Origin of the sequence: Bradyrhizobium retamae (assembly GCF_001440415.1) — a bacterium.
GTDB lineage: Bacteria > Pseudomonadota > Alphaproteobacteria > Rhizobiales > Xanthobacteraceae > Bradyrhizobium > Bradyrhizobium retamae.
Genome location: NZ_LLYA01000214.1, coordinates 201813 through 227666 on the forward strand (window position 1 = coordinate 201813; position 25854 = coordinate 227666).

The following is a 25854-nucleotide window of genomic DNA, read 5'->3' on the forward strand; positions in this document are numbered from 1 at the left end:
GTTTGACGCGTTTTCTTCATGCGAACAGGGTATGCGGTTCGCTCAAAAAATGCTGTGGAACGCGGTTCGATTACTCGCAGGGAGCAAAAGCATGGAAGGCGTTACGATCGTGGATCACCCGTTGGTCCAGCACAAGCTTACGCTGATCCGCGACAAGACGATCTCGACCAAGTCCTTTCGCGAGCTCCTCAAGGAGATCGGAATGCTGCTTTGTTACGAGGTGACGCGCGACCTGCCGCTAACCGATGTAGAGGTCGAGACCCCGCTTGCGCGAATGCACTCCGCCAAGATCGCGGGTAAGAAACTGGTTTTCGTGCCGGTGCTGCGGGCAGGGGTGACCTTTGTCGACGGAATGCTGGACCTCGTTCCGACCGCCCGCGTCGCGCATATCGGGCTCTACCGCGAACCGCAGACATTTGTGGCGGTCGAATATTTTTTCAAATCGCCGTCCGATCTTTACGAGCGGCTTGCAATCGTGGTGTCGCCGGTTCTTGCGACGGCGAACACGGCGGTGGCGGCGGTGGACCGGCTGAAGGAACGCGGCGCGAAGGATATTCGGCTGGTATGCCTGCTCGCCGCGCCGGAAGGTGTGGAGCGCTTCCGCGGCCTGCATCCCGACGTGCGATTGTGGACGGCCGGTATCGACGAGGGGCTGGATGCAAACGCCTTTATCCTGCCTGGTCTCGGTGATGCCGGGGATCGCGCCTACGGGACGCGATAGCTGCCAATTTGCGAACCGTTCAATGGCTCCGGCAGTTCTCCGCGCGCCTTACTGGAACGCCGTTTCCGAGAAGGTTCTGAGCTTGCGCGAGTGCAGCCGTTCCAACGGCATGTCCGCCAACTTCTCCATCGTGCGAATGCCGATGGTCAGATGCTGGGCAACCTGCCGCTTGTAGAATTCGGTGGCCATGCCCGGCAGCTTCAGTTCTCCGTGCAACGGCTTGTCGGACACGCACAGCAAGGTGCCGTAGGGTACGCGGAAGCGGAATCCGTTGGCGGCGATCGTCGCCGATTCCATGTCGAGCGCAATGGCGCGCGACTGCGAGAGCCGCTGGATCGGACCACGGCGGTCCCGCAATTCCCAATTGCGATTGTCGATGGAAGCAACGGTGCCGGTGCGCATGACGCGCTTCAAGTCATATCCGGATAGCCCGGTCACTTCCGCCACGGCCTCCTCGAGCGCGACCTGGATTTCGGCCAGCGCGGGAAGGGGCACCCATAGCGGGAGGTCGTCGTCGAGAACATGATCCTCCCGCATGTACGCATGCGCCAGCACGTAGTCGCCTAGCGCCTGGGTGTCGCGCAATCCGGCACAGTGCCCGAGCATGAGCCACGCGTGTGGTCTGAGCACGGCGATATGGTCGGTGATCGTCTTGGCGTTCGCAGGTCCGACACCGATATTGACCATGGTGATGCCTGCGTAGTCCGGCCTCTTCAGATGATATGCCGGCATCTGCGGCAGACGCGCCGTTGTGACGCCGGCGGCCGGTCGCTGTTCGCCGCGCCTGATGATGATGTTGCCGGGCTCGACGAATTCGGCATAGCCGGTATCGCCATTCGCTATCAGGTCCCTGGCGCGAGCACAGAATTCATCGATATAGAATTGGTAGTTGGTGAACAACACGAAGTTCTGAAAGTGATTTGGGCTGGTGGCCGTGTAGTGCTGCAGGCGATGCAGTGAATAGTCGACGCGCTGCGCGGTGAATTGCGCCAGCGGCCTCGGCCGGCCGACCGGTGCTTCGTATGTGCCATTGGCGATCTGATCGTCGGTTCCATCAAGATCTGGAACGTCGAACAGGTCTCGGATCGGTCGCTTGATGTTCCCGGCAGCGGCGCCGTCAACATAGGTGCCTTCCTGAAAAGCAAAATGCAGCGGGATGGGGGTTTCCGATTCCGATACGACGACCGGAACGCCATGGTTGCGCATGATCAAATCGAGCTGCTCGATGAGATAGGTAGCGAACAGGTCGGGCTGGGTGATCGTGGTCGAGTAGTGTCCGGGCGTCGGCATGTGGCCATAGGACTGACGAGAATCGACCTGGGTGTATGAACTCGTGGTGACGCTGATTTCCGGGTAGAACGCCCGGTATCGCCGGTTACTGTCGCTGCCAGCCGCGAGCGCGGCGAAGGAATCGCGCAGGAACTCGGTATTTCGGGCATAAAGTGATCGCAAAGCCGCGACCGCCTTGCGCGCGTCGTCGAAGCTTTGCCGCACGAAGGGGTCTGGTGTGGCTATTGGCCCGATGGCTTGGGGACGGCCGTGATTCTTCATGACCATAACCTAGTATCTCGGACCCGCCTTGGGGAGGCTTGGTAAGGGAACCTTCTCGGCCCAGCAGCAGGCTCGATTGCCGGACGTCGTCGGCCACCGCGAGGGTTTTGGGCGCAAAGGGCCGAAGATGAGATCGCGCCGGGTCGCTTCTAGTGCGAAACTGGTGCAGTGTGTTCGCAACCGAAGCTTGGATTGGCAGGGATCAAGCTCAACTCCGCCTGGTTCGCCACGTGCCAGGTGGTAGCGAGCCAAACATATTTCATGAAAAGCAAAACCAGCGAACGATCATGAGTTTCTTCGAGCGCCTAAAGACGGCAGCATCCGCCGAGTGGCAGGCCTACACCGAGCATCCCTTCACGAACGGGTTGGCGGACGGTTCGCTCACTGAGACGGCGTTTCGTCACTACCTCGTCCAGGACTACCTTTTCCTTATCGAGTTTGCCCGCGCCTACGCGCTCGCCGTCTACAAGTCGCCCAAGCTTGCCGATATGCGTGAGGCGGCCGCCGGCCTCTCGGCCATTCTCGACGTCGAGATGAACCTGCATGTGAAGCTCTGCGCCGGCTGGGGCCTGTCGCCCGGCGATCTCGAACAGGCCCCGCCTGCCGTCGAGATGCTGGCCTATACACGCTACGTACTTGACGCCGGAATGCGCGGCGATCTGTTGGCACTCAAGGTGGCGCTTGCTCCCTGCGTGATCGGCTACGCGGAGATTGCGACCCGGCTTGCGTCGCGCCCCGATGCGCTCGCTGCAACGAATCCATATCGCGTTTGGATCGCCGAGTATGCCGGTGCGCCATACCAGGACGTCGCAGCGAAGGCGCGGGCTCATTTGGAGAATCTCGCTGATCTCTACGCCACGCCCGCCCGCGAGACCGAGCTGATCACGATCTTCAAGGAAGCTACGCGACTCGAATCGGACTTCTGGGAAATGGGCTGGCGCGCGGGCCAACGTGCATAATAGTCAGTGACAGCGTACTGCTGTTTGGCTTCCAAGTTGAGCGAGTACGACGGTCGTCGAAAGCGGGCCGCCCCTCCCGATCCTGCACTCCACTGGCCGAGGGACTGCAGCGTTCTGAGGCTATGTCAGCCACCCTTTGACCCTGGCGCGGAGCGCTTCCGTCGATATGCCGTAGCGGTCGTGCAGCGTTGGCAGCGCGCCGGCCGCGAGGAACTCGTCCGGCAGACCGACCATGTGAAAGGCCGGATGCACGCCCTCGCGCATCAGCAGGCCGGCGACGGCCTCGCCCAGGCCGCCAATGACCGTGTGGTTCTCGGCAACCACGACGAGTCGGCCTGGCTTTGCGCAGCAGGCCAGGATCGTTGCGGCATCGAGCGGCTTGATTGTCGGCACGTGCAGGACACCGGCATCGATCCGGTCGCTCACCAGCGCCTTCGCGGCTTCCAGCGCACGCATCGTCATGATGCCCGAGGAGATGAAGAGGACCTCGTACCCGTCCCGCAGCAGCTTGGCCTTGCCGAGCTCGAAGCTGTAGCCGTATTCGTCGAGCACGAGCGGAACCTGCCCACGCAGGAGGCGCATGTAGACCGGCCCCTTGTGGCGCACCATTGCCGGCACGACCTGCTCGATCTCGTGTGCATCGCAAGGATCGATCACCACCATATTCGGCATGGCGCGGAACAGGGCGAGGTCTTCGGTCGCCTGATGGGAAGGACCGTAACCTGAGGTGAGTCCCGGCAGTGCGCAGGCGATCTTCACATTGCGGTCTTCCTCTGCGATCGTCTGGTGGATGAAGTCGTAGGCGCGGCGCGAGGCGAACACGGCATAGGTCGTCGCGATGGGCGTGAAGCCTTCCGCGGCCAGTCCGGACGCGGCACCGAACAGTAACTGCTCCGCCATCCCCATCTGGTAGTAGCGATCAGGAAAGGCCTGCGCGAAGATGTGCAAGTCGGTGTACTTGCCGAGATCCGCGGTCATGCCGAGGATCGAGCCGTCCTCTTTCGCCAACTCGACGAGCGTGTGGCCGAATGGAGCTGGCTTCGTTCGCTGCCCTTCGCCTGCGATCGAGGCGATCATCGCGGAGGTGGTGAGGCGCGGCTTGCGGGTGTCGGTCCTCGGAGCTGCGGGCTTCATGAAGGCTTCCTCTCGTCGAGTGCATCGAGCGCAAGCCGCCATTCATGGGCTTCCACGCGGATGAAATGGTTCTTCTCGCGCGCCTCCAGGAAGGGGACGCCCTTGCCCATCAGCGTGTCGGCGATGATCATGCTGGGCTTGCCCTGGCCGTGCTGCGCCTTGGCCGCATCGAAGGCGGCGCGCACCGCCGCGAGATCGTTGCCGTCGATGCGCTGGACGAACCAGCCGAAGGACTCGAGCTTCTCCGTCAGCGGCTCGAAGCCCATCACCGTGGTCGAGGGACCGTCGGCCTGCTGGTTATTGACGTCGACGATGGCAATGAGATTGTCGAGCTTGTAGTGCGCGGCGGACATGATCGCCTCCCAGACGGAGCCTTCGTCCAGTTCGCCATCCGAGAACAGCGTGTAAACCCGGCTGTCGGAACCCTTCCGCTTGAGGCCGAGGCATTTGCCGACCGCGATGGACAGCCCGAGTCCGAGCGAGCCGCCCGACATCTCCATGCCGGGCGTGTAGCTCGCCATGCCGGACATCGGCAGGCGGCTTTCGTCCGAGCCGTAAGTCTCCAGCTCTTCCTCCGGAATGATCCCGGCCTCGATCAGCGCCGCGTAGAGCGCGATCGCATAGTGGCCGTTCGACAGCAGGAAGCGGTCGCGTCCTTCCCAGGCGGGATCGTCGGGCCGGTAGCGCATGGCGTGGAAGTAGGCGGTAGCCAGGATGTCGGCGACATCCAGCGCCTGCGCGATGTACCCTTGCCCCTGGACCTCGCCCATCAGGATGGCATGGCGCCGGATATTCCAGGCACGGCGTTCAAGCGAAACGTTGTGGCCGAGTGGAGCGGTTCTCATGAGTACTGAGCCTTCTTAAGCACTAGCGACAGTGACGAGGATTGTTGGCTGGAGCGGGTGGCTGGCGCTCAGCCGTGGATCAGCATGCCCCCATTGACGTCGATCACGGCGCCCGTGACGTAGGCCGAGAGGTCGGAGGCGAGGAACAGGTAGATGCCCGCCACGTCGCTCGCGTCGCCGAGCCGGTTGAGCGGGATCCCCTTGATGATCTCCCTGCGCATCTCGTCGGCTAGTTTGCCGCCGGTGATGTCGGTCTGGATCAGGCCTGGCGTCACGCAGTTCACGCGGATGCCGTCCGGCCCGAATTCGCGCGCCATCGCCTTGGCGAGTCCGAGCACGCCCGCCTTCGCCGAGGAATAGTGCGGCCCGCCGAAGATGCCGCCGCCGCGTTGCGCCGAGACGGAGGACATGCAGGCGATCGAACCCTGCTTGCGCGCCTGCATATGCGGGATGAAGACCTGGCTCAGGAACAGGACACCCTTGCAGTTGATGTCCTGGATCCGATCCCAGCTCGCCTCGTCGATCTCCAGTGTCTTCACCGGCTGGGTGACGCCCGCATTGTTGATCAGGACATCGAGCTGACCGAAGGCCTTGATGACCTTGTCCGCGGCGGCCTGACAGGACGCCTTGTTCGCGACATCGCAGCCAAGGCCGATATGCTGCGGGCCGAGCTCGGCGGCAGCCTTTTGCGCGGCCGCCTCGTCGATATCGAGGATGGCAATGCGCGCGCCATGACTGGCGAAAAGCTTCGCCGTGGCCAAGCCGATGCCGCGAGCGCTGGCGGCGCCGGAAATCGCGGCGGTCTTGTTCTGAAGCAGCATTTCATCCCTCGAACTGGTGTGATTTTTGTTGCGTGATACTGACTCGCCTTTTTCCATGGGAGAAACGCAAAAATTGCGCTATTTGATGAACTGAATTCATCCTGCCGGCCTCCACGCGATGGTCGGCCGGTGTCCGCAATCATTAAACATCGCGGAGTCGGGCTCCTGAGGAAGAGATGAGGCGCTTGCCGCTTTCCGCGCTCCAGGCCTTCGAGGCCGCAGCCCGGACGGGCTCCTTTCGGGCAGCCGGGGAGGAACTCGGCATTTCGCCGAGCGCGGTCAGCCACTCGGTTCGCAAACTCGAAAGCCTGATGGGTGCGGTGCTGTTCGACAGGCAGGGCCGTGCCGTCCATCTCAACACGGCCGGCGAAGCGCTGATGCGCCACGTCGCGTCTGGCTTTGACGAGATGCGGCAAGGCATCGAGACCGTCGGCTCGCGCTCCGGCAACCTGCTGCGGCTGCACTGCGCGCCGTCCATAGCCGCGCAATGGCTCATGCCGCGCCTGCGAGATCTTCTGGCCAAGCAACCCGGGCTCGAGGTGCGGCTTGCGGCCGGGGTCGACTACCCGAGGTTTGAGCACGACGAGTTCGACGCCGACATCTGCTACGGGCCGCCGCGGCAGGAGGGATTGATCGTCATCCCGCTCGGCGAGGAGACCGTCACTCCCCTCTGCGCGCCGGATCTTGCCGCTCAGATCACCTCAGCGAAGGATCTCCTCGACGCGAAGCTCATCGAAAGCGACAACAAGCGCGTGCGGTGGAATAGCTGGTTCCATGCGAACGAGATAGCTCCTCCGGCTCCCCGTGGCTCGCGCTTCGACCGGTCCTTCATGGCCATCGCCGCAGCCGTCGACGGACTCGGCGTCGCCCTGGAATCGACACGGCTGGCTGAGCGGGAGATTGCGACCGGCCAGCTCGTCGCGCCGCTCGCTGGCCGGGCGAAGGACGTGGGCTATGTCGGGCACTACCTCGTCTTTCCACGTGTGGCCAAGGCCCGCCGATCGGTCCGGATGTTCACGCACTGGCTGACGCGGGAGTTGAACCTGCCTCTGCCCAAGATCTGAAACGAGGCAGCGCTACTTCATGACTGGAGAGACATCGTGAACCTCTACGCAAAACTCCTCGAACGCGAAGCAGAGCGACGCCCGATCAAGATCGGGTTGATCGGTGCAGGAAAGTTCGGGGCGATGTACCTTCATCAGGTTCTGCGTACGCCCGGTGTGCATCTCGTCGGCATCGCCGATCTATCGCCATCTCGTGCGATCGAAAACCTGAAGCGCGTCGGGTGGACCGAGGAGCGGTATGGCGCAGTCTCTCTTGATGATGCCCTTGAGAATGGCACGACCTTCCTGACCGACAACTGGGAAGCGCTTGTCAAATACCACGGCATTGACGTGGTTGCCGAATGCACTGGTAATCCGGTGGCTGCCGTCGAACACTGTCTAGCGGCATTTTCGGCCGGCAAGCCGATCATCAACGTAACGGTCGAAGCTGATGCGTTCTGCGGACCGATCCTGGCGCACAAAGCCAGGCAGGCAGGTGTGATTTACAGCCTTGCCTATGGCGATCAACCGGCTTTGGCTTGTGATCTCGTTGACTGGGCGAGGGCATGCGGCTTCCCAGTGGTCGCGGCTGGTCGCGGCCACAAATGGCTGCCGCAATATCGGGAATCGACGCCTGAAACGGTGTGGGATCACTGGGGGCTAACCGCCGAGCAAGCTGCACGCGGTGGCATGAACCCGAAGATGTTCAACGCTTTCCTTGACGGATCGAAGCCGGCGATCGAATCCGCTGCGATAGCGAACGCGACCGGCCTAAAGGCGCCCTCGCAGGGGCTTGCGTTCCCTCCGGGATCAGTCGACGACATTCCTACGCTGATGCGCCCCCGCTCGGAAGGAGGAGTGTTGGAGGCCAAGGGTCAAGTCGAGGTCGTGTCCTGCCTCACAGCCGACGGCGTTCAGATCCCCAACGATATTCGAAAGGGCGTCTGGGTTTGCTTCGAGGGCGATAGCGAGTACATCCGCAACTGTTTCGAGGAGTACAAGGTCGTCACGGATCCGAGCGGCCGTTACATGAGTTCGTACAAAAAATGGCACCTGATCGGTCTGGAACTCGGAATATCGGTTGCAGCCATCGCGCTTCGCGGCGAACCAACAGGTGTCGCAACGGCCTTCAACGCCGACGTTGCCGCTACCGCAAAGAAGGATTTGCGTCCGGGAGATGTACTCGATGGGGAAGGAGGTTACACCGTCTTCGGAAAGTTGGCGCCCGCCAGCACGTCGCTGGCGAAGGGATATCTGCCGCTGGGCCTTGCTCACAATGTGCGACTGATCCGGCCAGTGGCCAAAGACTCCTGCATCACCTGGGCCGATGTAGCGATCGACGAGACGCTGCCCGCAGTGCGTATCCGACGGGAGCAGGAGGCGCTCTATTCTCCGGCCGCTACACGAAAACGCGCCTAGCTTGTTGTTCCTGACGATCTATGCCGGCCCGTGTATCGCAACAGGCGATCCCTGTTGCAGCCGTTTCCTGCTCTCGCTGGCCTCTATTCCGCGTCAGTTGTCTTCAGAAGTTGCGCGACTTCCATCAATTTTCGACGTAGGCGCTCATCAGTAATGCCGAAATAGAGCTCGAGGAGCTGACGTGACTCTCGCTTCGTAACGAGTTCACTCCAATTCTGCGCTTCGGTGGTTTGCTTCGACTCGATGGACTGTCGTTTCTTGCTTTCCAACTCGTCGAAGAACCATGTGATCGGGACGGCGAGTTGCATGGCAATGCCGTAGAGTCTTGACGCGCTGATCCGGGTTTCCCCGGCCTCATATTTTTGGATGAGCTGAGATGTCAGGCCAATACGCCTTGCCAGTTCGTCCTGACTCAAGCCGAGGAGATTGCGCCTGAGACGCAACCGTTTCCCGACGTGTTCGTCGACATGCGTCGGCTTCTTCGACGAGACCCGCATTTTGCCGCCGCGCCTGTTCGGCGTGCGCGATTTCGATTTCTTCTCAAAAGGTTCAGAAGGCATCAAGCACCGCGGTTGAATTCTTGCTCGGTACAATCAACTGGAATGGTGGAAATGGCATATCAACTCCTAGGCGATACTATCAACTAGAATTATGTCATGCGGGTTACAAATGCACGGATTATTAACCCTCAACCACACGATGTGAGAATGGGGGAACGTATAGTCCATGAAAGAGCCTCTTCCGACGTCTGGGCGCTTACCCACTCAACTCAAGGTTAAATACGGCCCCGTGGACCTGCTCGGGCGGTTCTTCCTCTGGGCAGACACCGCTGCAAGGGAGCGCGGCGTAACACTGTCCTTTGGCAGCCTGCAGGATCTCCTTGAAGCCAACAGGGGCAACTCCGATAGCTGGCGCCCGCTTGTGCCGGTTTTTGACGAGGCTTTGGGCGGCGTTACGCCGGAGACAGCGTTTGTCCTGATCGGGCGGAACAAGGATGGGGAGGTCGTCGCAACACAAGCGGCGCGCCTCTATGATTGGCCGGAAACGTCTCTCAAGGACGAAGCAGCTTCGCTGCGAATGTTCTATGCCGATCCTGATGCCGCTTTCGCGCGCGAAAATCGCTGCAAGATCACCACGCCGATCGCCGAGAAAATCACCGGGCGCGTCGTCTTTTCCGGTGGCATCTGGTATAGGCGTGATTTCAGAGGCAAGGACCTTGGAACCATCCTGCCGCGCATTTCGCGGGCATACGCCTTCACGCGCTGGAATAGCGATTTCACGATCGGCATGTATGCCGATGCCGTCATTGCGGGCGGTCTGGCAGAGCGTGCCGGATACACGAAGGTCGAGCGCAACTGCATCGAACTTGTGGCATCGCCGCTTGGCGAGATGCGTTGCGGGTTAAGCTGGATGCAGTCCGACGAACTCCTCGCCGATCTCGCAGCAATCCTGGATCGGGTGCGTGCCCCTGTCATGGGGTCTCGCATTGCCGAGGACGCAAATCACTGATGTCGCAAGGCGAGGCGGTATGAATATCCAGAGCTTTCGTCCCGAGCATTCAGAAGGGCTTGTCAAAAGGCTGTTCGGTTGCATCGACGGCCGGGACTGGGCAGGGCTTTCCGAATTTCTCCACGACGAGGCGATCTACGAACGACCGGGTTATGAACCGTTCGTCGGAAAGCCGGCTATCCTGGACTTCTACCTGACGAAACGGATTATTTCGCTCGGCCAGCACTGCGTCGAGAGGGTGCTGAGCGACGGCGCAAACATTGCGTGCTGGGGCAGCTTTTCCGGCGTTGCCAAGAATGGGCGTAATCTCAGCATGCGTTTTGCAGATGTCTACCGCATCAGGGAAGGGCGGATTGATCTACGCCGGACATTCTTCGACAGCCCGGCGATCTAGGGCGGATTGTTGCTCCCTGAGGTCAAAGACCGATGCGCCGAGAAGGCATGTTCGACCGTTCCCCTGGCAGGTGAACGGCAAGATGAGACGGTGATAATGGCAGTGAATGCTGTCGTTCATGTCTGGCCGTCTGATCGTGGCGTCCACCTCGTCCAGGCGCGGCATTAGCGTCTCCTGGACACCGCGGTAAATGCCTTGCACCCACTGGCCGTAAACGTAATCCGGTTGTTCTTCCATCGGCAGGCCCCGCGCGTTCTTCCGCCAGGTCTCGCCGTAAATCTCAAAGCCAGATCCGACATCGGTGATGGTCAGGCGGCCATCCACGGGCTCGACAAGCATGAAGCGCGCACGAAGCGATTCGGGCAACACGTCGGCCAGCGTCGCTGAATCGTAAGCCTGCTTCGAATCGATCCATTGCGCGAAAAGGGATGAAAGTGCTTCGTCCGTGTTTGCAAGTGTTTCGAGCGGCAGCTCTCTGCTCGTGAATGCGGAAGAAGGTTGCTGATGGCTCGCAGCAATCTGCTCGGCAATGTAGGCGATCGTCTGCGCGAGGCTCGGGACCAGCTTCTCGACGAACTGGCCCGGGTGGGAAATGATGGTGCGCTCGATCCCCATATCAGCGAGGCAGTATAGAGCTGCGGCGATGCTCGTCTGGGACACGGTTTCGGGCCGAAACCGGATACGCGCCGCATCGGGAGCGATTTTAGTGACAGCCACAAATCCCAGATTTTCGATGAGGTAGGTCAGAAAATCGAAGTCAGGAAGTGAGCAGTGCAGGAAGCTTCTTAAGGCCGGGGATCGAGCGTCCCATGCGCGGCCATGGTCGTCCAGAATGATTGTTTGCATGCGACCCCCACCCAACCGAGGAGCAAAGTCGTCCATCCAGCGCTCGTTATTTGGCGCAGTTGCGGCATCTTAGTGATACTCGCTTGGCTAGACATCAAAATTCGATGAGTAATTGGCTTCACGCTTTCGTGACGGCGTTTCTCCTCCGCTTCCGCTTCGCCTCAGTCGGCGTGCTGATCTGACTGCGCGAAGTCAGGGCTGAACCACTTCTCGGTTGCAATGAACTATTGAGGTGGCACCGGCATCCGGCTGCGTGCGCTCCAGCTTGACTCCATATCAACGAGAATTAGAAATTCCGTCCATCAACTAGAATTAGATATTGACGCCGCGAATAAACATGTCACAACTATTGTTAGTCAGGCGTCATGATGCAGATGGGACGCTCAAGGAGTTCGACATGCAACCGCAAAACCAGTCCGTCGTCGCAAACGGCCGTCGCCACCACGCTGCAGCGGGAGCAGCGGATAAGCTTCGCAGCCAGATCTGCTGCAATCGCGACCTCTCCTTCCTGATGGAGGCTCACGACGGTCTGTCAGGCGCCATCGCCGAGCGTGCAGGTTTCAAGGGACTCTGGGCGTCCGGCCTGTCGATTTCGTGCTCGCTCGGCTACCGCGACGCCAACGAAGCCTCCTGGACCCAGCTCGTTGATGTCGTCGAGCGAATGGTGGACTCGACCGATCTTCCAGTGCTTGTCGACGGCGATAGCGGTTTTGGCAATTTCAACAATGCGCGCCTTCTGGCGCGCAAGCTGCAGCAGCGTGGCGCTGCCGGCGTCGCACTGGAGGACAAGAACTTTCCCAAGATGAATTCGTTCGTCGGCGATCGGCATCCGCTCGCCGACACCAGCGAATTCTCGGGCCGGCTGCGCGCTGTGAGGGATACGGTAGGCGACGATTTGGTCCTCGTCGCACGGATCGAGGCACTGATCGCTGGCCACGGAATGGACGAGGCCCTCACGCGCGCCCATGCCTATGCCGAGGCCGGAGCAGACGCCATCCTTATTCATTCGCGCAAGAGCGTGGCGGACGAGATCCTCGCTTTCGCGGGCGCCTGGCAGAATCGGCTTCCCGTTGTGATCGTCCCCACCAAATACTATCGGACGCCGGTCTCCGCCTATCGCGAAGCCGGCATCTCGACAGTGATCTGGGCCAACCACTCGATGCGAGCGGCGATCGCTGGGATGAGAGACATTTGCGGCCGCATTATCGCCGAGGAGAGCATTGCCGGCATCGAAGGCGAAGTCGCCACGCTCGACGAGGTCTTTGGTCTAATGCGCTACGGCGAACTCGCTGCCGCCGAGGAGCGATACTTGCCGATGTACGGCGGAAACGGTCACGCGAAAGCGTGATTCTCCGGCCCTCCATCCCACAGCATAGAAACCTTCCTAACACGGAGATCGTGCCATGCTTCATTCAACACTAGCGACGCCACTGCCAATCCAGATCTCTGAACCGGATATCGCGCAGGTGATCCGATGGCGCGATAGTTCCTATGCGGCTGACCTCTATATTGCGGCGGTCTCGTGGCTCGATCTCTTCACCTATCTCGACCAAAGCCCCGCGACTGAAGCAGAGTTGCGCAGGCATTTTCAGATCAAGGAGCGGCCGACGCGAACGATGATCAGGCTCTTTGAGTCCTGGGGGCTGCTCGTCAACATCGATGGCAAACTTCTCGTGACGGCATCTGCGCGGCGGTACCTGAGCCGCGGCTCAAACGAGAACATTTCCTCCTACATTGCCACCATGAAGTACAAATCGTCCGTCCGGGAGATCTACGACGTATTGCGCCAGGGTGCACCTGACACCTGGCATGTTGAGCGTGGCGACACGACCAACTGGGACGCGCTGATGCAAACGGACGATTTCGCCGATCTGAATACGCGCGGAATGGAGGAGCGTGGGCGGATTTTTGCTCCCGATCTCGCGCGCCTGCTCGATTGTACACAGGACACGGCCGTTCTGGATGTGGGAGGTGGATCCGGGGTCTACTCGGCGCACCTGCTCAACCGCTATCCCAATCTGTCGGCGACGATATTTGAGCGTCCCCCAGTCGACCAACTCGCCACGCGATGTCTTGCCGAGCGTAAGCTAACGGCAGCAAGGGCGCGTGTCATCGCCGGAGATATGTTTGTCGATCCATTTCCGGAGACCGCTTCTCTCCATCTCTATTCGCATGTCCTGCACAATTGGGGGCCGGAGAAGGTGCGGCTGTTGCTGGATAAATCGTACCAGAGCTTGCTGCCTGGCGGTCGGGTGGCCGTTTACAGTTGCCACCCGGACGATCGCGGCGGGCCTGCGCCGGTCGCGGAGGCAGAATATTCGGTCCTGCTGACCACCGGCTATGAGGGCTGCTGCTACAGTTTCGAGGACATGCGTTCCCTCATGGAAGGCGTCGGCTTTCAGCATGTCGACTATCGCAAGTCGATTTGCAACCGAAGTCTCATCACGGCGCGGAAGCTCGCGAACAGGTCTGCGTGAACAAGAACTCTGTCTAAACAAGATCGCTGTCTGAGCGTTTTGCTTGACCCCTGGTGTCGTCGATGCTGACGGCACCAAACGCTGCGCCGTGTCTGGCGCGGGAGAAAAAATGCCGCCTATCGGGAGGAAACTAATGACTTTGTCGACAACGACACTCTTGGCTTTGCTGAAGCAGCAGAAGTATCGGTTTTTTTCCGGGGTACCTTGCTCGAACTTCGCTGATCTGTTCCAGCAGGTATCCTTGGACAACGATATTACGTCAGTCCCGGCGGCGAGCGAAGGCAGCGCGTTGTCATTTGCCGTCGGCGCGGCACTGGCGGGGCGACGAAGCGTCGTTGCCCTCCAGAATTCCGGACTGGGAAACATCATCAATCCGCTGACATCGCTAGTCCAGATTAACTGTATCCCGACGTTGCTTCTGATCTCCGTGCGGGGACATACCGACGAACCCGAGGACGAGCCGCAGCACCGCGTAATGGGTGCCAATACCCACGCATTGCTCGATCAGTTGGCAATCCCATGGAGCGAGTTCGACGGGACGCCACAGGGATTCATGGCGTGCCTCGTGAAGGCCGAAGAGGCATTCCAGCGATCGGTCTCGTTTGCTGTTTTGGTCCGGAAAGGTCAGTTGTCGGCGGGCCTCGGCGTCGTTGTCAACGACGAGCAACAAGTGAGCGCTTATCCACTCAGCGTCGGATGCGCTCTGGAAATCATCAGCGAAGCCCTGCGACCGTCCGATCTCGTTGTCTCAACGACCGGGTTCATCTCCCGGGAGCTATTTCGCTTGAGCGATCGTCCAGGGAATTTCTACATGCAGGGATCGTTGGGCCATTGCAGCGCTGTAGCTGCCGGGGTCGCGCTCGCGCGTCCATCGCATCGCGTGGTCGCGCTGGATGGCGATGGCGCCGTGCTGATGCATATGGGAGTCTTGTCCACGATCGGATACGCATCTCCCCGAAATTTCCTGCACATCGTGCTTGATAACGAAGGCTACGTTTCAACCGGGGGGCAGGAATCCACCTCGGTGACTTCCTCGCTGGAAGCCGTGGCCGCAGCCTGCCGGTACCGCGCGGTCAGACGGTGCGTAACCAGCGCCGAATTGAACGACGCGGTTGCGCGAAGCTTGTCGACCGAAGGGCCGCACTTCCTGCTGTGCAAGGTCAATCAATCACATTCGCGCTCACTACCTCGGGTTACGTCCCGCCACACCCCGGAGGAGAACAAACAAGCGTTCCAGATCGCACTAAACCAGCCGCCGACTTTCCATCTGCAAGCCGCGCCGGTCGCGGCGGTTCGGTGAAAACATCAGGCGGTCGATATGCTGATCGGTTTCCTTTGCCTCTCGTTCGTCGTCATTATCTGGGGCACAAATTGGCTCGTGATCAAGGATGCCTTGCAGTCTTCGCCGCCGCTGCTTTTTACCGGCATCCGTTTGCTCGGCGGGGCAATCGCGATCGGAGCTGTCCGTCTGTGCCTTGGATACCCACTCCAGCTCGGATGTGAAGGGAAGGGCAGGCTTGTCGCGGTGGGTTTCCTTCAAATGGCTGGAGGCCTCGGGCTGAGCCTGGTCGGCTTGCAGTATCTCGATGTCGGCACCAGCGCTTTGATTTTCTATACGATGCCCTTGTGGCTTGTCGCGATCGAATGGACGATCGATCGCCAAAAGCAATCTCTCCTTGATGTCATCGCACTGACCTGCGGCATGCTTGGTCTCGGGCTGCTGGCGTCGGGTGCGACGCCGGTGGCGACATCTCATGGCATCCTGGGCATCGCGTTGCTTTCGATGGCAGCTTTTAGCTGGGCGCTGGGAACATGGATCCATAAACGCACCCCAGGCGACATCGACGTATGGAGCCGTACCATCTTTCAATTGGCGACCTCAGGCATAGCGGTCATCATTGCGTCGCTCCTGCTGGAGCGTCGGCTCGACTGGACTCAATTGCCGATTCTCGCCTGGCCTATCGCATTCAACTGCATCATGGCGACCGGCTTGGCGTTCGTCGCCTGGTATCGCGCGCTCAGCTCCATTTCCACGCAGATCGCATCCCAAAGCCTCGTGCTCATCCCTGTCGTTGCGCTGGTTGCGGCCGCCGTCTTGCAACAGGAGACTCCCACGACACGCGTCGTGCTCGCCTGTGGCCTCATAATCGTCGGTGTCACCATCGCGATTTGGCATGCTGGCGGCCAAAGGAGATCCCTGTGAGGGCGATCCCACGCGCTCAGAAGCCTGCGATCGGCACGGAACATCACATGGAGTCGAGCGATGTTAGATTCGACACGTCTCTATCATCCAATGAAGATCGCGGGGGAGGATGTCCTTGCGGATTCGACGATCGACGTACGGAACCCCTTTACTAACCAAGTCATAGCTGCAGTTCCGCAAGCGCGCCCCGAGCATGCTCGCCGCGCCTTCGCGATTGCGCGGGCATTCCGTTCCAGGCTCACGCGGCAGGAGCGGGCGCGGATCCTCCTGGCCACGGCGGAAGCGATCGACGCAAACCGGGACCGGCTTGCGCATCTCATTACATCGGAAAGCGGCCTATGCTTGAGAGACTCGCTACATGAAACCGCGCGCGCCAAGGATGTCTGGTCATTCGCTGCGCACGCAGTGCTTCAGGACGATGGAGCGATTTACGCGGGCGATATCGGAGGGAATGCGCAGAGCAGACGCATATTCGCGACCAGGACACCGCTCCTTGGTGTAATCTCAGCGATTACCCCCTTCAACCACCCGCTGAATCTCGTGAGCCATAAGCTCGCTCCGGCGATCGCGACCAACAACAGGGTCGTGCTGAAGCCGGCGGAGGCGACCCCTTTGACCGCGCTTGCTCTTGCCGAACTGCTCTATGAGGCGGGACTACCGCCGGAAATGCTGTCGATAGTCACCGGCGATCCGCGTTCGCTGGGAGACGCGATGATCAATGACCCCGATATCGACCTGGTGACGTTTACGGGATCGGTGAGCGCCGGAAAGAAAATCGCCGAACGGGTGGGATACAGAAGGCTGGTGCTCGAGCTCGGCGGGAATGATCCTCTGATCGTAATGGGTGACGCCGATCTCGACCGCGCAGCCCGGTTGGCGGTGCAGGGTGCGACCAGAAATTCCGGGCAACGCTGCACCGCCGTCAAGCGGGCCTTGGTCGTCGAGAGCGCGGCCGATCGCTTTGCCGAAGCGACCCTCTCTCTGATGAAGCGCCTCGCGGCAGGAGATCCCATGGATCCCAACACGGACGTGGGGACGGTCATCAACGCGAGGGCGGCGTCGATTATTGCCGGACGCGTCGAAGCCGCAATTCAGGACGGCGCCCGCCTGCTGCTCGGCAATACTCCAAAAAGCGCGCTTTACCCGCCGACACTGTTGGACCATGTCCCGTACGATTGCGAGTTGGTGCGCGAAGAGACCTTTGGTCCTGTCCTCCCCATCATTCGCTGCCCGGATGACGTCGAGCACATCATCTCCATCGCAAACTCAACGGCCTTCGGTCTTTCGGCTGGGTTGTGCACAAACAGGCTCGACTACGTCACCCGCTTTGTCGATGCCCTCGACGTGGGCTGCGTCAACGTGTGGGAAGTTCCGGGATACCGGACAGAGCTAACGCCGTTCGGTGGCGTCAAGGATTCCGGCCTCGGCCATAAGGAGGGCGTGCTGGAGGCCATGAAGAGCTTCACGAATATAAAAACCTACTCGCTACCGTGGTGAGGCAACCTCAATCCAGGAGTTTGGACGCGGCCGCTTCATCGGTGACCAGGACCTGGCAGAAGCCAGCCAGCAGGCCGGCGCGAATGATGGGGACCTTGTGCTCGCCTCCGGCGGCGAGAATCCGATGTCTGATCTGAAGCACGTGGTTGATCGGCGGACGTATAGTCCGCTGCACCAGGGGGTGGCGAAGCGGCTTCCCGGCTGAGTCGAGGTAGTGACCGCAAATGTCCCCAACCGCACCGGCCTCAAGCAATGAAGCCCAGGTTTCGCGAGAAATGACCTCGTATTCGAGCGCCTTTGATTGCTCGGAGAGATCGATCGCACTTAACAGGGCCACATCGAGGGAGGGTACCATGGCGAGCACTGAGCGAACAGGCTCACTCGCGGCGAGGATGTCCCTTAGCTCCGCAGTCTCGGCGAACATCGGCGCGGTCAGATAATAGCATCGCGCGCCGAGCGCCCGGGCAATCATGGTTGCATTGTCATACGGATTGATCGGCGCGCTTTCGGCCAACCCGCCGGACATCAGCACCACGCGGGTGCCGTCTCCAGATCGGTGCGGCAGGTTTTGGGCTGCGGCATTGATGGTGCCTCCCCAGGTGATTCCCAGCGAACCCGATGGCGGAAGACACGCGGCGACGTATCGCGCGGCGGCGGCTCCGATGAAAGAACGCACGTCTGTGCCGCCCAGGGGGACGGGGACCACGATCGCATGACGCAGATTGAATTTGCGGATGAGCTCTTCTTCGAATTCGGTGCGCTGACCCGCCGGGTCGGCGATCGTGATTTGAACGAAGCCGCTTTCCCGTGCCTCGCCGAGGATCCGGTTGACGCGCTTGCGCGTCATCTTCAGCCGCTGCGCGATCGCGTCCTGGGTTTGGCCTTCGCGGAAATAGTACCAGCAGATTTTGGCAACCAACGCGGCGTCGGCGCGACCATCGCCGGCTTCGCCTTCGTTTGCTGCGACTTGCGAGCCTCGAATCAACGCGTACTCCGATCAGCTTCAGGAACCCGCTGTTTGCCTGCTTCCGGGGTTGGGAGGCAACTCCTTCATACTTCTCCACAACTTATGTGGTTGTGCACAATTGTTCCTTCTCCGTCACAAATGTGTTACGGGGGCCATCTATCTGTTCGCCGGGCTTGGAAACGGGAGAAAATCCATGCGTCGGCTGATCATCGCATCATTACTGTTGTGCGGCGGGGCAACGTCCGCCCTCGCGCAATTTTCTGATAACAAGATCGTCATCGGTGTGATGGGTGATCAAAGCGGAGTTGTCGCTGATGTCGGCGGCCCTGGATCGATCCTGGCGGCCCGCATGGCGGTCGAGGACTCGGGCGGAAACGCCGGTGGTGTCCCCATCGAGATCATTACTGCCGATCATCAGAACAAGCCCGACGTCGCGTCTGCGATTGCCCGTGAATGGTTCGACCGGCGCGGTGTCGATGTCATGGTCGACCTGCCGCATTCCGGCGTGGTCTTCGGGTTGATGGCGATCGCCACCGAGAAAAAGCGTTCCCTCATGATATCTGGCGCCGCCAGCGTGGAGATAACCGGAGGGCGTTGCTCTCCCTTTGCCACGCACTGGACTGACGACACCTACTCGCTGGCGCGCGGCACCGCCGCAGCCCTGATGCAGCAGGAACTGAAATCCTGGTACTTTCTCACCGCGGATTACGCATTTGGCCACGATCTCGAAAAGGATGCCGCGCGCGTCGTTGAGGAACGTGGAGGCAAGGTGAACGGAAGCGCTCGCCACCCCCTGAGCACGGCCGATTTCTCCGCGCTTCTGCTGCGCGCGAAATCCTCGCAAGCGCAGGTAGTAGCTCTGGCGAGCGCCGGCGCCGACACCGTCAACGCCATCAAGCAGGCTGGCCAATTTGGCATTATGCGCGGCGGCCAGCGTGTCGCGGCTCTCCATGCGTTCGTCACCGACATCAACAGTGTCGGTCTCGAAGCGGCCCAGGGCCTGATCATCACCACCGGTTTTTACTGGAATGACACCGATGGGACTCGCGCCTTCTCGGAGCGATTTTTCAAGGCTCATGGACGGATGCCGACCCGTGAGCAGGCCGGCGTCTATACGAGCGTGCTGCACTATCTCAAGGCCGCCAGCAAGGCAAAGACTGACGACGCCGCTATCGTGAACACGGAAATGCGAAAGCTGCCCGTCGATAAGTTCGGCCAGCAGGTCCACATTCAGGAAAACGGTCGCGTCATCTACGATCTCGGCGTTTATCGTGTGAAGACCGCGACCGAAAGTAAGGTTCCGTGGGACTACTATGAGCGCATCGCCACGGTCCCGGCCGACACTGCTTTTCGCTCGATCGATAACGCGGGCTGCGCCGCTCCGAGCGTTCGATGACAACCATCCTTCTTGATCATCCGCAGCGGGCAGCGGCGCCGATTGCTTCGGCCGTTCGACAACGCGCTGCCGCATCGCTGCTGACCGCCCGCGGCCTGACGGTTCGCTTCGGCGATTTCGAGGCGCTTCGCGGTGTCTCGATCGATCTCGACACAAGGTCGATCCATGCGGTGATCGGGCCCAACGGGGCGGGCAAGACCACACTGTTCAACGTGATCAGCGGCTTTACGAAGCCAACCGCCGGCCAGGTTCGTCTCAACGGTGCGGATGTGACTGCGGTATCGCCGAACCGTCTTGCGCGGCTCGGGCTCGCCCGATCGTTTCAGATATGCTCGATTTTTCCAAATCTCTCCGTCGCCGACAACATCCGCACGGCACTCGCGCTGAACGAGCGGGGCCCGCAGCTCCTGCGCGGCCGTTCGAGACGGGACGAAAACGGAGCAAGAATCCGGCATCTTCTCGATCAAGGTGGGCTGACGGACGAAAGCGAACGCCGGGCCGCTGATCTGCCCTATGGTCGCCGGCGACTGCTTGAGATCGTCACGACGATCGCGATTGCGCCGAAATTTCTGCTGCTCGACGAGCCGACTGCCGGTCTGGCTCGGGAAGACATCGCGCCAGTCGCAGCCCTGATCAAGACGGTCGCCGCCACCTGTGGCGTCCTTCTGGTCGAGCACAATCTGCAGGTCGTGAAAAGTCTGGCAGCGAAGGTTACGGTGCTCGCGGAGGGCGCGGTCCTCTGTGAAGGCAGCTACGACGAGGTCGCTCGCGACCCTCGCGTGATCAACGCCTACATCGGGGCCGAGCGTCGTGCCTGAGGCGGCTTCGATGCGACTCTCGAATGTGCAAGCATGGTATGGCGATTCTCAGGCGCTGTTCGGCGTCGGGTTCGCGGTTCGGCCAGGTGAGGTGACCTGTCTGGTCGGCCGCAACGGCGCGGGCAAGACAACCATCCTTCGCGCCATCATGGGTTTACTGCCGCGACAAACCGGCAGCATTATCTTGTCAGGGCGCGAAGCAAGCGGAATGCGCCCATATGAACGTACTCGGTTCGGCATCGGCTATTGCCCCGAGGAGCGGGCGATCTTCTCCAGCCTCACCGTCGAGGAAAATCTTGCCCTTCCTCCAGCGGTCTGCGCCGCGGGCATGGCCAACGCCGATATCTTCGTGCTGTTTCCGAATCTTCGCACGAGGGGACGCCACTATGGCGACCAGCTCAGCGGCGGCGAGCAGCAAATGCTCGCCATCGCCCGGATTTTGCGCACAGGCGCGCAGACCCTTCTTCTCGACGAACCTACCGAGGGACTGGCTCCGCTCATCGTGAGGCAGATCGAGGATGCGCTGATTGAACTCAAACGCCGCGGCTACACGATCCTGCTTGTAGAACAGAACCTCGACTTCGTCCTGCATCTCGCCGATCGGGTGGTGGCGATCGAAAACGGTGCGGTTGTGGACGACCTCGAAACCCGAGGTGGCGAGCACGTCAAGGCTCGGCTCCTCGAACGTCTTGCGCTGTGATTCCAACATGATGGACCTCATCCTCGGCTACCTCACGATCGGCCTCGTCAACGGCTCGTTCTATGCGCTGCTTAGTCTCGGGCTGGCGCTTATCTTCGGCCTTCTCAACATTCTCAACATGACGCATGGCGTGCTCTACATGATGGGCGCTTTTGCTGCATGGGCCGGTTCTCGATATCTCGGATTGGGCTATTTCGGGGGGCTGGTTTTCGCGCCGATCTGCGTAGCTGTTTTCGGCACCATCTTCGAACGTTTGTTGCTGCGTCGAACCTACGGTCTCGATCCGCTCTACGGATTCATGCTGACGTTTGGCGCAGCGATGGTCGTTCAGGGCGGCTTCCAGGCCTATTTCGGTTCAACCGGACTCCCCTACGCCGCACCGGATTGGTTATCCGGCGGGCTTGATCTCGGTTTTCTGTATTTCCCTGCATACCGACTTTGGGTCGTCGCCGTGGCGCTTGTCATATGTGTGATCGTTTGGATCGCCATTGCGCACACGCGTCTTGGCTCGATTCTGCGCGCGTCGTCCGAAAATGCAGCTACTGCCGAAGCGCTCGGCGTCGGCGTGCCTCGTGTCTTCGCCGCCACTTTCGCTCTGGGCGCCGCCTTGGCGGGACTGGCGGGCGCGCTGGCCGCGCCGATCTACCAGGTCTCACCGCTGATGGGTTCGGACATCCTGCTTGTTGTATTTGCGATCATCGTTATCGGCGGCATGGGGTCGATCGGGGGAACCATCGTCTCGAGCTATGCCCTCGCGCTGATCGAGAGCCTTACACAGGCGCTGGTTCCGCAGGCGGCAAGCTTCATCGTCTTCGCCTTCATGTGCGTTGTGCTTCTGCTTCGGCCGCAGGGGCTGTTCGGCATTTCGGTGGTCCGATCCCACGAATTCCTGGCGGCCCGGCTTCCGTGGATTGAGCCTGCGGATAAGGAAACCGCCGCCAAACGCCTGACCGGCATGGTGCCGGTACTCACCGCCGTCGCCGCGCTCTTGGCACTGCCGATGCTGCTTTATCCCATCTACCTGATGAAGATCTTCTGTTTCACCATCTTCGCCGCCTCATTCAATTTCCTGCTGGGATTTGCTGGTATCATGTCCTTCGGCCAGGCGGCCTTGTTTGGTACTGCTGCCTATCTCACAGCGCATGCGGCAAGAGAGTGGGCGCTGCCACCGGAAGCCGCGATCGGCGTCGGGATAGCAGCGGCGCTCGTTCTCGGTCTCGTCATGGGCATCTTTGCGATCAGACGCCGGGGCATCTATCAGGCCATGATCACGCTGGCGATCGCGCAGATGGTCTATTTTGTCTATGTGCAGGCCAGCTTCACCCATGGTGAGGATGGCATCCAGTCCGTCCCCCGCGGCATGTTGCTGGGGTTGATCGATCTTCACAACGACAGCAATGTTTACTGGCTCTGTGCTGCCGCCATGCTCGGCGTGCTCTTCGGCCTGCGCCGTCTGATCAACTCCCCGTTCGGGATGATGTTGATCGCCATTCGCGACAATGAACGCCGGGCCCTGTCGCTGGGGCACAATGTCGACGCATACAAACTCGCTGCATTCGGCATCGCCGCTTTCTGCGCCGGCATCGCCGGCTCCATGAGTGCCATCGTCTTCCAGTTGGCCACCCTATCCGGCGTACATTGGCATCTTTCGGGCGAAGCCGTGCTGATGGCGTTGATCGGCGGTATCGGCACATTCGGCGGGCCCCTCATCGGCGCCGCCGTGTTGGTGACGATGCAGCATTTCCTGTCGCCGTTTGGCGCCTGGATCATGGCAATTCAGGGAGCCGTCTTTGTTCTTTGCGTCCTGCTGTTCCGCGACGGGTTATCACCCCAGGCCCTTGCACTTGCCGCAAATCTTCGCCGGCAAGGTGCAACGTCGAAAACCGCCGGGACCCCGCAGGCTATGGAGGCTATCGGCCGATGAATGACATATCAGGTACCCAGAGGCTGGCGCTCGTTTCGAACAGCAAGCGATTGAACGAATTGTCGGCTCGCACGATCGTCAGTGCGATCCGCGATCGCCGGCTAACGGCGACATCCGTGATGGAAGCCTGCCTGGAGCGGATTGCCGCTCGCGAGCCGCAGGTGAAGGCCTGGAGCTTTCTGGATGCCGATCTGGCGCGGGAACGCGCGCGGCTAGCAGATGAATGGCAGGCCGCGGGATTCCCGCTCGGCCCGCTGCATGGTCTCCCAGTAGGCGTGAAGGACGTGTTCGATACCAGCGACATGCCGTCGGAGTACGGCAGCGGAAGCTTGCGTGGGCGTCGGCCGACCGAAGACGCGGATGCGGTCAGCGTGCTGCACCGGGCCGGCGCACTCATCATCGGCAAGACCACGACGTCCGAATTCGGAATGTATCATCCCAGTCCGACCCATAATCCCCTGGATCTGTTGCGCTCACCAGGCGTGTCGTCGGCGGGGTCTGCGGCGGCCGTCGTCGATCACATGGTTCCACTGGCGCTCGGCACTCAGCACACGGCATCCACGACGTTGCCAGCTTCGTTTTGCGGCGCGTTCGCCTTCAAGCCCTCGCTCGGTTTCACGAGCATGCGGGGATCGAACGTGCTGGTCCCCCGCATGGCGCATGTAGGTCTGATGGCCCGGTCTGCCGACGACCTCGCGCTGTTTGCCGGCGCATTCGATCGCAGGCTCGCGGAGGTCGAAGCACTGCGACATCCGCCCAGGCTCGGTTTGGTCCGCGGGCCGGGCTGGCACATGGCAAGTCCCGACGCGCGTCAAACTCTTGATCGTTTGGTCGCCGGACTGCCTGCAACTGTGGTCGCGGTCGATCTTCCCTGCGAATTCGATATGGCGCTCGAGGTTGTGCTGGGTCTTCTGAACGCTCATCTGGCACATCGTTTCGGTGCTCTGCCGGACGAAACGTTCCGCAGCTTCTGCCCGCCACTGCAGGAAGGCATCGTTGCCGGGCGCGCGCTGAGCGCTGCACGTTATCTCGAACTCGAGACCATGGCCGACCGGCTCACCGCTTTGGCCGCAGAATTGTTCCATGATCATGACGCCTTGATCACGCTGTCCGCGCCGGGAGAGGCCACGCGCCTTGAGGAGGGGCCGGGCTCCGGCGCCATGTCCATGCCCTGGAGCCTGTGCGGATTACCGACTGTGTCCTTACCGCTGCTGCGCGGAATGAATGGCATGCCGATCGGCGTTCAGCTCGTTGGTCGCCAGGGCGCCGACCGCAATCTTCTGCGGGTGGCGGCATGGCTCACAGATGCAACAACCCTCAACGATATGTCATCCCATGAACAAACCTGATCGCATCCTGACCGACGCCGCGTCCCGTCGCGCTGAGAGACCTCTGGTGAGAGTGAACGGACGCGCCTATGCGTGGCCGAAACATCCGGCCGTGGTCATCTGTTTCGACGGCTGCGATCCGGCGTATATCGAGTCTGCCAGCGCCGCTGGGGCCATCCCAGCCATCGACCGGATGCGGCGCGAAGGCTTCACCGCCTCCGCGCTCGCGGCAATGCCGACATTCACCAATCCCAACAACGTGTCCATCGTCTGCGGTGCGCCGCCCGCCGTTCACGGCGTCTCCGGAAATTTCTATCTCGACCGCGATACCGGCGCAGAAATCATGATGGTGGATGCGACCCCGGTGCGCGCACCGACTATTCTGGCGGCGTTCTCGCAAGCGGGAGCCAGCGTTGCTGCCGTTACTGCCAAGGACAAGCTGCGCAGGGCACTCGGTCATGGGCTCGACGGCATCGCTTTCTCTGCCGAGAAAGCCGACGAGGCGACCGATGCGGAGAACGGCATCTCCGCAATCGGTGCGCTGGTGGGGCGCGGACCGCCAGACCAGTATTCCGCCGATCTTTCCTTGTTTGTGCTCGATGCCGGAATTCGCCTGCTTGAAACCCGCCGGCCAGACCTGATTTATCTGTCGCTTTCCGATTATGTGCAGCACAAGCATGCGCCGGATGCTTCCGAAGCGATTGCCTTTATGCGTGCGGTGGACCAGCGGCTCGCAAGGTTGGTCGGGCTCGGCGCCTGCCTCGGAATCGTCGCGGACCATGGCATGAACGACATGGCTCACCCGGGAGGCGAGCCAAACGTCGTCTACCTTGGCGACTTGCTGGATGCCGCCTTCGGCGCGGGCACAACCCGCGTCATCTGCCCAATCACCGATCCCTTCGTGCGTCACCACGGCGCTCTGGGCGGCTTTGTCCGTGTCCATCTGCAACGGACGGAGCCTTCCACCACCACGGTATTGAACTTCATTCGGCAGATTTCTGGTGTCTGCATGGCCATTCCGCGAGATGAAGCGTGCCTGCGCTTCGAGCTGCCTGAAGATCGCGAGGGTGACATCGCCGTGGTGGCCAGGTCGGGCGTCGCCCTCGGCGGCCGTGCCCGCGACCACGACATTTCGCAGCTATCGGGTGAGCGGCTGCGTTCTCATGGCGGGCTTGCCGAGCAGGTGGTGCCGTTCATTCTCTCTCACCCGCTGAAGGCCGAACTGGTTGAGGGCAGGGTAGGGAAACCGCTCCGCAACTACGACGTCTTTTCGGTCCTGCTCAACGATGTGGAAGTCTGACC

General features: G+C 61.0%; 24 protein-coding genes and 1 pseudogene. 18 read left to right on the plus strand and 7 right to left on the minus strand.

Annotated features, from left to right (window positions below; genetic code table 11):
• Positions 1–91: 91 nt before the first annotated feature.
• Positions 92–721, plus strand: a complete 630-nt coding sequence (gene upp / locus CQ13_RS37690; RefSeq protein WP_057847806.1) for a uracil phosphoribosyltransferase — start codon at positions 92–94, stop codon at positions 719–721.
• A gap of 48 nt (positions 722–769) precedes the next feature.
• Here the strand turns inward: upp and CQ13_RS37695 are convergent, their stop codons facing one another.
• Complete coding sequence (locus CQ13_RS37695) at positions 770–2272, minus strand: AMP nucleosidase (protein ID WP_057847857.1); 1503 nt, start codon at positions 2270–2272, stop codon at positions 770–772.
• Positions 2273–2559: 287 nt separating this feature from the next.
• On the opposite strand from CQ13_RS37695, the gene tenA reads away from it, so the two are divergent.
• Positions 2560–3231 carry a thiaminase II gene (gene tenA / locus CQ13_RS37700; protein WP_057847807.1) on the plus strand — a complete coding sequence of 224 codons (672 nt, stop codon included), beginning with the start codon at positions 2560–2562 and terminating at the stop codon, positions 3229–3231.
• A 120-nt stretch (positions 3232–3351) separates the two neighbouring features.
• Here tenA and CQ13_RS37705 read toward each other — a convergent pair whose 3' ends face one another.
• The 3 genes from CQ13_RS37705 to CQ13_RS37715 all read right to left on the minus strand — a co-directional run bounded on the left by CQ13_RS37705 (position 3352) and on the right by CQ13_RS37715 (position 6031).
• Positions 3352–4365: a transketolase family protein gene (locus CQ13_RS37705; RefSeq protein ID WP_057847808.1), complete on the minus strand. Its 1014-nt coding sequence runs from the start codon at positions 4363–4365 to the stop codon at positions 3352–3354.
• On the minus strand, positions 4362–5210 hold the full coding sequence (locus tag CQ13_RS37710) for a transketolase (RefSeq protein WP_057847809.1): 849 nt from the start codon (positions 5208–5210) through the stop codon (positions 4362–4364). The genes CQ13_RS37705 and CQ13_RS37710 overlap by 4 nt, the downstream gene beginning before the upstream one ends.
• 68 nt (positions 5211–5278) lie before the next feature.
• A complete protein-coding gene (locus CQ13_RS37715) occupies positions 5279–6031 on the minus strand; it encodes an SDR family NAD(P)-dependent oxidoreductase (RefSeq protein WP_057847858.1) in 753 nt (250 codons plus the stop codon).
• Positions 6032–6207: 176 nt separating this feature from the next.
• Between CQ13_RS37715 and CQ13_RS37720 the strand changes: the two genes are divergently transcribed.
• Complete coding sequence (locus CQ13_RS37720) at positions 6208–7095, plus strand: LysR substrate-binding domain-containing protein (RefSeq protein WP_057847810.1); 888 nt, start codon at positions 6208–6210, stop codon at positions 7093–7095.
• Between the two features lie 36 nt (positions 7096–7131).
• The gene (locus CQ13_RS37725) at positions 7132–8493 is read left to right on the plus strand and encodes an NAD(P)H-dependent oxidoreductase (RefSeq protein WP_057847811.1); all 1362 of its coding nucleotides are present in this window, start codon (positions 7132–7134) and stop codon (positions 8491–8493) included.
• Positions 8494–8576: 83 nt separating this feature from the next.
• On the opposite strand, the gene CQ13_RS37730 is transcribed toward CQ13_RS37725, so the two are convergent.
• Positions 8577–9053 carry a helix-turn-helix domain-containing protein gene (locus tag CQ13_RS37730; protein WP_245309591.1) on the minus strand — a complete coding sequence of 159 codons (477 nt, stop codon included), beginning with the start codon at positions 9051–9053 and terminating at the stop codon, positions 8577–8579.
• 166 nt (positions 9054–9219) lie between these two features.
• Between CQ13_RS37730 and CQ13_RS37735 the strand changes: the two genes are divergently transcribed.
• Both CQ13_RS37735 and CQ13_RS37740 read left to right on the plus strand, forming a co-directional pair.
• Positions 9220–10002 carry a hypothetical protein gene (locus tag CQ13_RS37735; protein ID WP_057847812.1) on the plus strand — a complete coding sequence of 261 codons (783 nt, stop codon included), beginning with the start codon at positions 9220–9222 and terminating at the stop codon, positions 10000–10002.
• Positions 10003–10021: 19 nt separating this feature from the next.
• The gene (locus CQ13_RS37740; RefSeq protein ID WP_057847813.1) at positions 10022–10396 is read left to right on the plus strand and encodes a nuclear transport factor 2 family protein; all 375 of its coding nucleotides are present in this window, start codon (positions 10022–10024) and stop codon (positions 10394–10396) included.
• Here the strand turns inward: CQ13_RS37740 and CQ13_RS37745 are convergent.
• A complete protein-coding gene (locus CQ13_RS37745; RefSeq protein ID WP_057847814.1) occupies positions 10361–11242 on the minus strand; it encodes a hypothetical protein in 882 nt (293 codons plus the stop codon). The two genes, CQ13_RS37740 and CQ13_RS37745, sit on opposite strands and share 36 nt — an antisense overlap.
• Before the next feature lie 397 nt (positions 11243–11639).
• On the opposite strand from CQ13_RS37745, the gene aepX reads away from it, so the two are divergent.
• From aepX to phnY, 5 genes are all read left to right on the plus strand, one after another.
• Complete coding sequence (gene aepX, locus CQ13_RS37750) at positions 11640–12590, plus strand: phosphoenolpyruvate mutase (protein WP_057847815.1); 951 nt, start codon at positions 11640–11642, stop codon at positions 12588–12590.
• Positions 12591–12645: 55 nt separating this feature from the next.
• Positions 12646–13719: a methyltransferase gene (locus CQ13_RS37755; protein WP_057847816.1), complete on the plus strand. Its 1074-nt coding sequence runs from the start codon at positions 12646–12648 to the stop codon at positions 13717–13719.
• 133 nt (positions 13720–13852) lie between these two features.
• A complete protein-coding gene (gene aepY, locus CQ13_RS37760; RefSeq protein WP_057847817.1) occupies positions 13853–15019 on the plus strand; it encodes a phosphonopyruvate decarboxylase in 1167 nt (388 codons plus the stop codon).
• An 18-nt stretch (positions 15020–15037) separates the two neighbouring features.
• Positions 15038–15922, plus strand: a complete 885-nt coding sequence (locus tag CQ13_RS37765; RefSeq protein WP_057847818.1) for a DMT family transporter — start codon at positions 15038–15040, stop codon at positions 15920–15922.
• Between the two features lie 90 nt (positions 15923–16012).
• Positions 16013–17419 carry a phosphonoacetaldehyde dehydrogenase gene (phnY, locus tag CQ13_RS37770; protein ID WP_245309592.1) on the plus strand — a complete coding sequence of 469 codons (1407 nt, stop codon included), beginning with the start codon at positions 16013–16015 and terminating at the stop codon, positions 17417–17419.
• Positions 17420–17426: 7 nt separating this feature from the next.
• Here phnY and CQ13_RS37775 read toward each other — a convergent pair whose 3' ends face one another.
• On the minus strand, positions 17427–18266 hold the full coding sequence (locus CQ13_RS37775; RefSeq protein WP_245309593.1) for a sugar-binding transcriptional regulator: 840 nt from the start codon (positions 18264–18266) through the stop codon (positions 17427–17429).
• A 313-nt stretch (positions 18267–18579) separates the two neighbouring features.
• On the opposite strand from CQ13_RS37775, the gene CQ13_RS37780 reads away from it, so the two are divergent.
• From CQ13_RS37780 to phnA, 7 genes and pseudogenes are all read left to right on the plus strand, one after another.
• A complete protein-coding gene (locus CQ13_RS37780) occupies positions 18580–19782 on the plus strand; it encodes an ABC transporter substrate-binding protein (RefSeq protein ID WP_057847821.1) in 1203 nt (400 codons plus the stop codon).
• Positions 19779–20600, plus strand: a complete 822-nt coding sequence (locus CQ13_RS37785; RefSeq protein WP_156434148.1) for an ABC transporter ATP-binding protein — start codon at positions 19779–19781, stop codon at positions 20598–20600. Before CQ13_RS37780 ends, CQ13_RS37785 begins: the two co-directional genes overlap by 4 nt.
• 10 nt (positions 20601–20610) lie before the next feature.
• Positions 20611–21300, plus strand: a complete 690-nt coding sequence (locus tag CQ13_RS37790) for an ABC transporter ATP-binding protein (RefSeq protein WP_057847822.1) — start codon at positions 20611–20613, stop codon at positions 21298–21300.
• 10 nt (positions 21301–21310) lie between these two features.
• A pseudogene (locus tag CQ13_RS46915) lies at positions 21311–22162 on the plus strand (branched-chain amino acid ABC transporter permease); the annotation flags it as partial.
• Positions 22163–22324: 162 nt separating this feature from the next.
• Complete coding sequence (locus CQ13_RS46920) at positions 22325–23224, plus strand: branched-chain amino acid ABC transporter permease (protein ID WP_347337091.1); 900 nt, start codon at positions 22325–22327, stop codon at positions 23222–23224.
• On the plus strand, positions 23221–24573 hold the full coding sequence (locus CQ13_RS37800; RefSeq protein WP_057847824.1) for an amidase: 1353 nt from the start codon (positions 23221–23223) through the stop codon (positions 24571–24573). Before CQ13_RS46920 ends, CQ13_RS37800 begins: the two co-directional genes overlap by 4 nt.
• The gene (gene phnA, locus CQ13_RS37805; protein WP_057847825.1) at positions 24560–25852 is read left to right on the plus strand and encodes a phosphonoacetate hydrolase; all 1293 of its coding nucleotides are present in this window, start codon (positions 24560–24562) and stop codon (positions 25850–25852) included. The genes CQ13_RS37800 and phnA overlap by 14 nt, the downstream gene beginning before the upstream one ends.
• The last annotated feature ends 2 nt before the right edge of the window (positions 25853–25854 follow it).

Excerpts from the sequence above, each read along its gene's own strand:
- CQ13_RS37775 (WP_245309593.1), bottom strand. The coding sequence starts at position 18,266 with ATGACGCGCAAGCGCGTCAACCGGATCCTCGGCGAGGCACGGGAAAGC.
- CQ13_RS46920 (WP_347337091.1), top strand. The coding sequence starts at position 22,325 with ATGAAGATCTTCTGTTTCACCATCTTCGCCGCCTCATTCAATTTCCTG.
- CQ13_RS37715 (WP_057847858.1), bottom strand. The coding sequence starts at position 6,031 with ATGCTGCTTCAGAACAAGACCGCCGCGATTTCCGGCGCCGCCAGCGCT.
- CQ13_RS37710 (WP_057847809.1), bottom strand. The coding sequence starts at position 5,210 with ATGAGAACCGCTCCACTCGGCCACAACGTTTCGCTTGAACGCCGTGCC.
- CQ13_RS37780 (WP_057847821.1), top strand. The coding sequence starts at position 18,580 with ATGCGTCGGCTGATCATCGCATCATTACTGTTGTGCGGCGGGGCAACG.
- aepY (WP_057847817.1), top strand. The coding sequence starts at position 13,853 with ATGACTTTGTCGACAACGACACTCTTGGCTTTGCTGAAGCAGCAGAAG.
- CQ13_RS37730 (WP_245309591.1), bottom strand. The coding sequence starts at position 9,053 with ATGCCTTCTGAACCTTTTGAGAAGAAATCGAAATCGCGCACGCCGAAC.
- CQ13_RS37695 (WP_057847857.1), bottom strand. The coding sequence starts at position 2,272 with ATGAAGAATCACGGCCGTCCCCAAGCCATCGGGCCAATAGCCACACCA.
- phnY (WP_245309592.1), top strand. The coding sequence starts at position 16,013 with ATGAAGATCGCGGGGGAGGATGTCCTTGCGGATTCGACGATCGACGTA.
- CQ13_RS37790 (WP_057847822.1), top strand. The coding sequence starts at position 20,611 with ATGCGACTCTCGAATGTGCAAGCATGGTATGGCGATTCTCAGGCGCTG.
- aepX (WP_057847815.1), top strand. The coding sequence starts at position 11,640 with ATGCAACCGCAAAACCAGTCCGTCGTCGCAAACGGCCGTCGCCACCAC.
- CQ13_RS37720 (WP_057847810.1), top strand. The coding sequence starts at position 6,208 with ATGAGGCGCTTGCCGCTTTCCGCGCTCCAGGCCTTCGAGGCCGCAGCC.
- phnA (WP_057847825.1), top strand. The coding sequence starts at position 24,560 with ATGAACAAACCTGATCGCATCCTGACCGACGCCGCGTCCCGTCGCGCT.
- CQ13_RS37705 (WP_057847808.1), bottom strand. The coding sequence starts at position 4,365 with ATGAAGCCCGCAGCTCCGAGGACCGACACCCGCAAGCCGCGCCTCACC.
- CQ13_RS37800 (WP_057847824.1), top strand. The coding sequence starts at position 23,221 with ATGAATGACATATCAGGTACCCAGAGGCTGGCGCTCGTTTCGAACAGC.
- CQ13_RS37745 (WP_057847814.1), bottom strand. The coding sequence starts at position 11,242 with ATGCAAACAATCATTCTGGACGACCATGGCCGCGCATGGGACGCTCGA.
- CQ13_RS37765 (WP_057847818.1), top strand. The coding sequence starts at position 15,038 with ATGCTGATCGGTTTCCTTTGCCTCTCGTTCGTCGTCATTATCTGGGGC.
- tenA (WP_057847807.1), top strand. The coding sequence starts at position 2,560 with ATGAGTTTCTTCGAGCGCCTAAAGACGGCAGCATCCGCCGAGTGGCAG.
- CQ13_RS37740 (WP_057847813.1), top strand. The coding sequence starts at position 10,022 with ATGAATATCCAGAGCTTTCGTCCCGAGCATTCAGAAGGGCTTGTCAAA.
- upp (WP_057847806.1), top strand. The coding sequence starts at position 92 with ATGGAAGGCGTTACGATCGTGGATCACCCGTTGGTCCAGCACAAGCTT.
- CQ13_RS37755 (WP_057847816.1), top strand. The coding sequence starts at position 12,646 with ATGCTTCATTCAACACTAGCGACGCCACTGCCAATCCAGATCTCTGAA.
- CQ13_RS37735 (WP_057847812.1), top strand. The coding sequence starts at position 9,220 with ATGAAAGAGCCTCTTCCGACGTCTGGGCGCTTACCCACTCAACTCAAG.
- CQ13_RS37785 (WP_156434148.1), top strand. The coding sequence starts at position 19,779 with ATGACAACCATCCTTCTTGATCATCCGCAGCGGGCAGCGGCGCCGATT.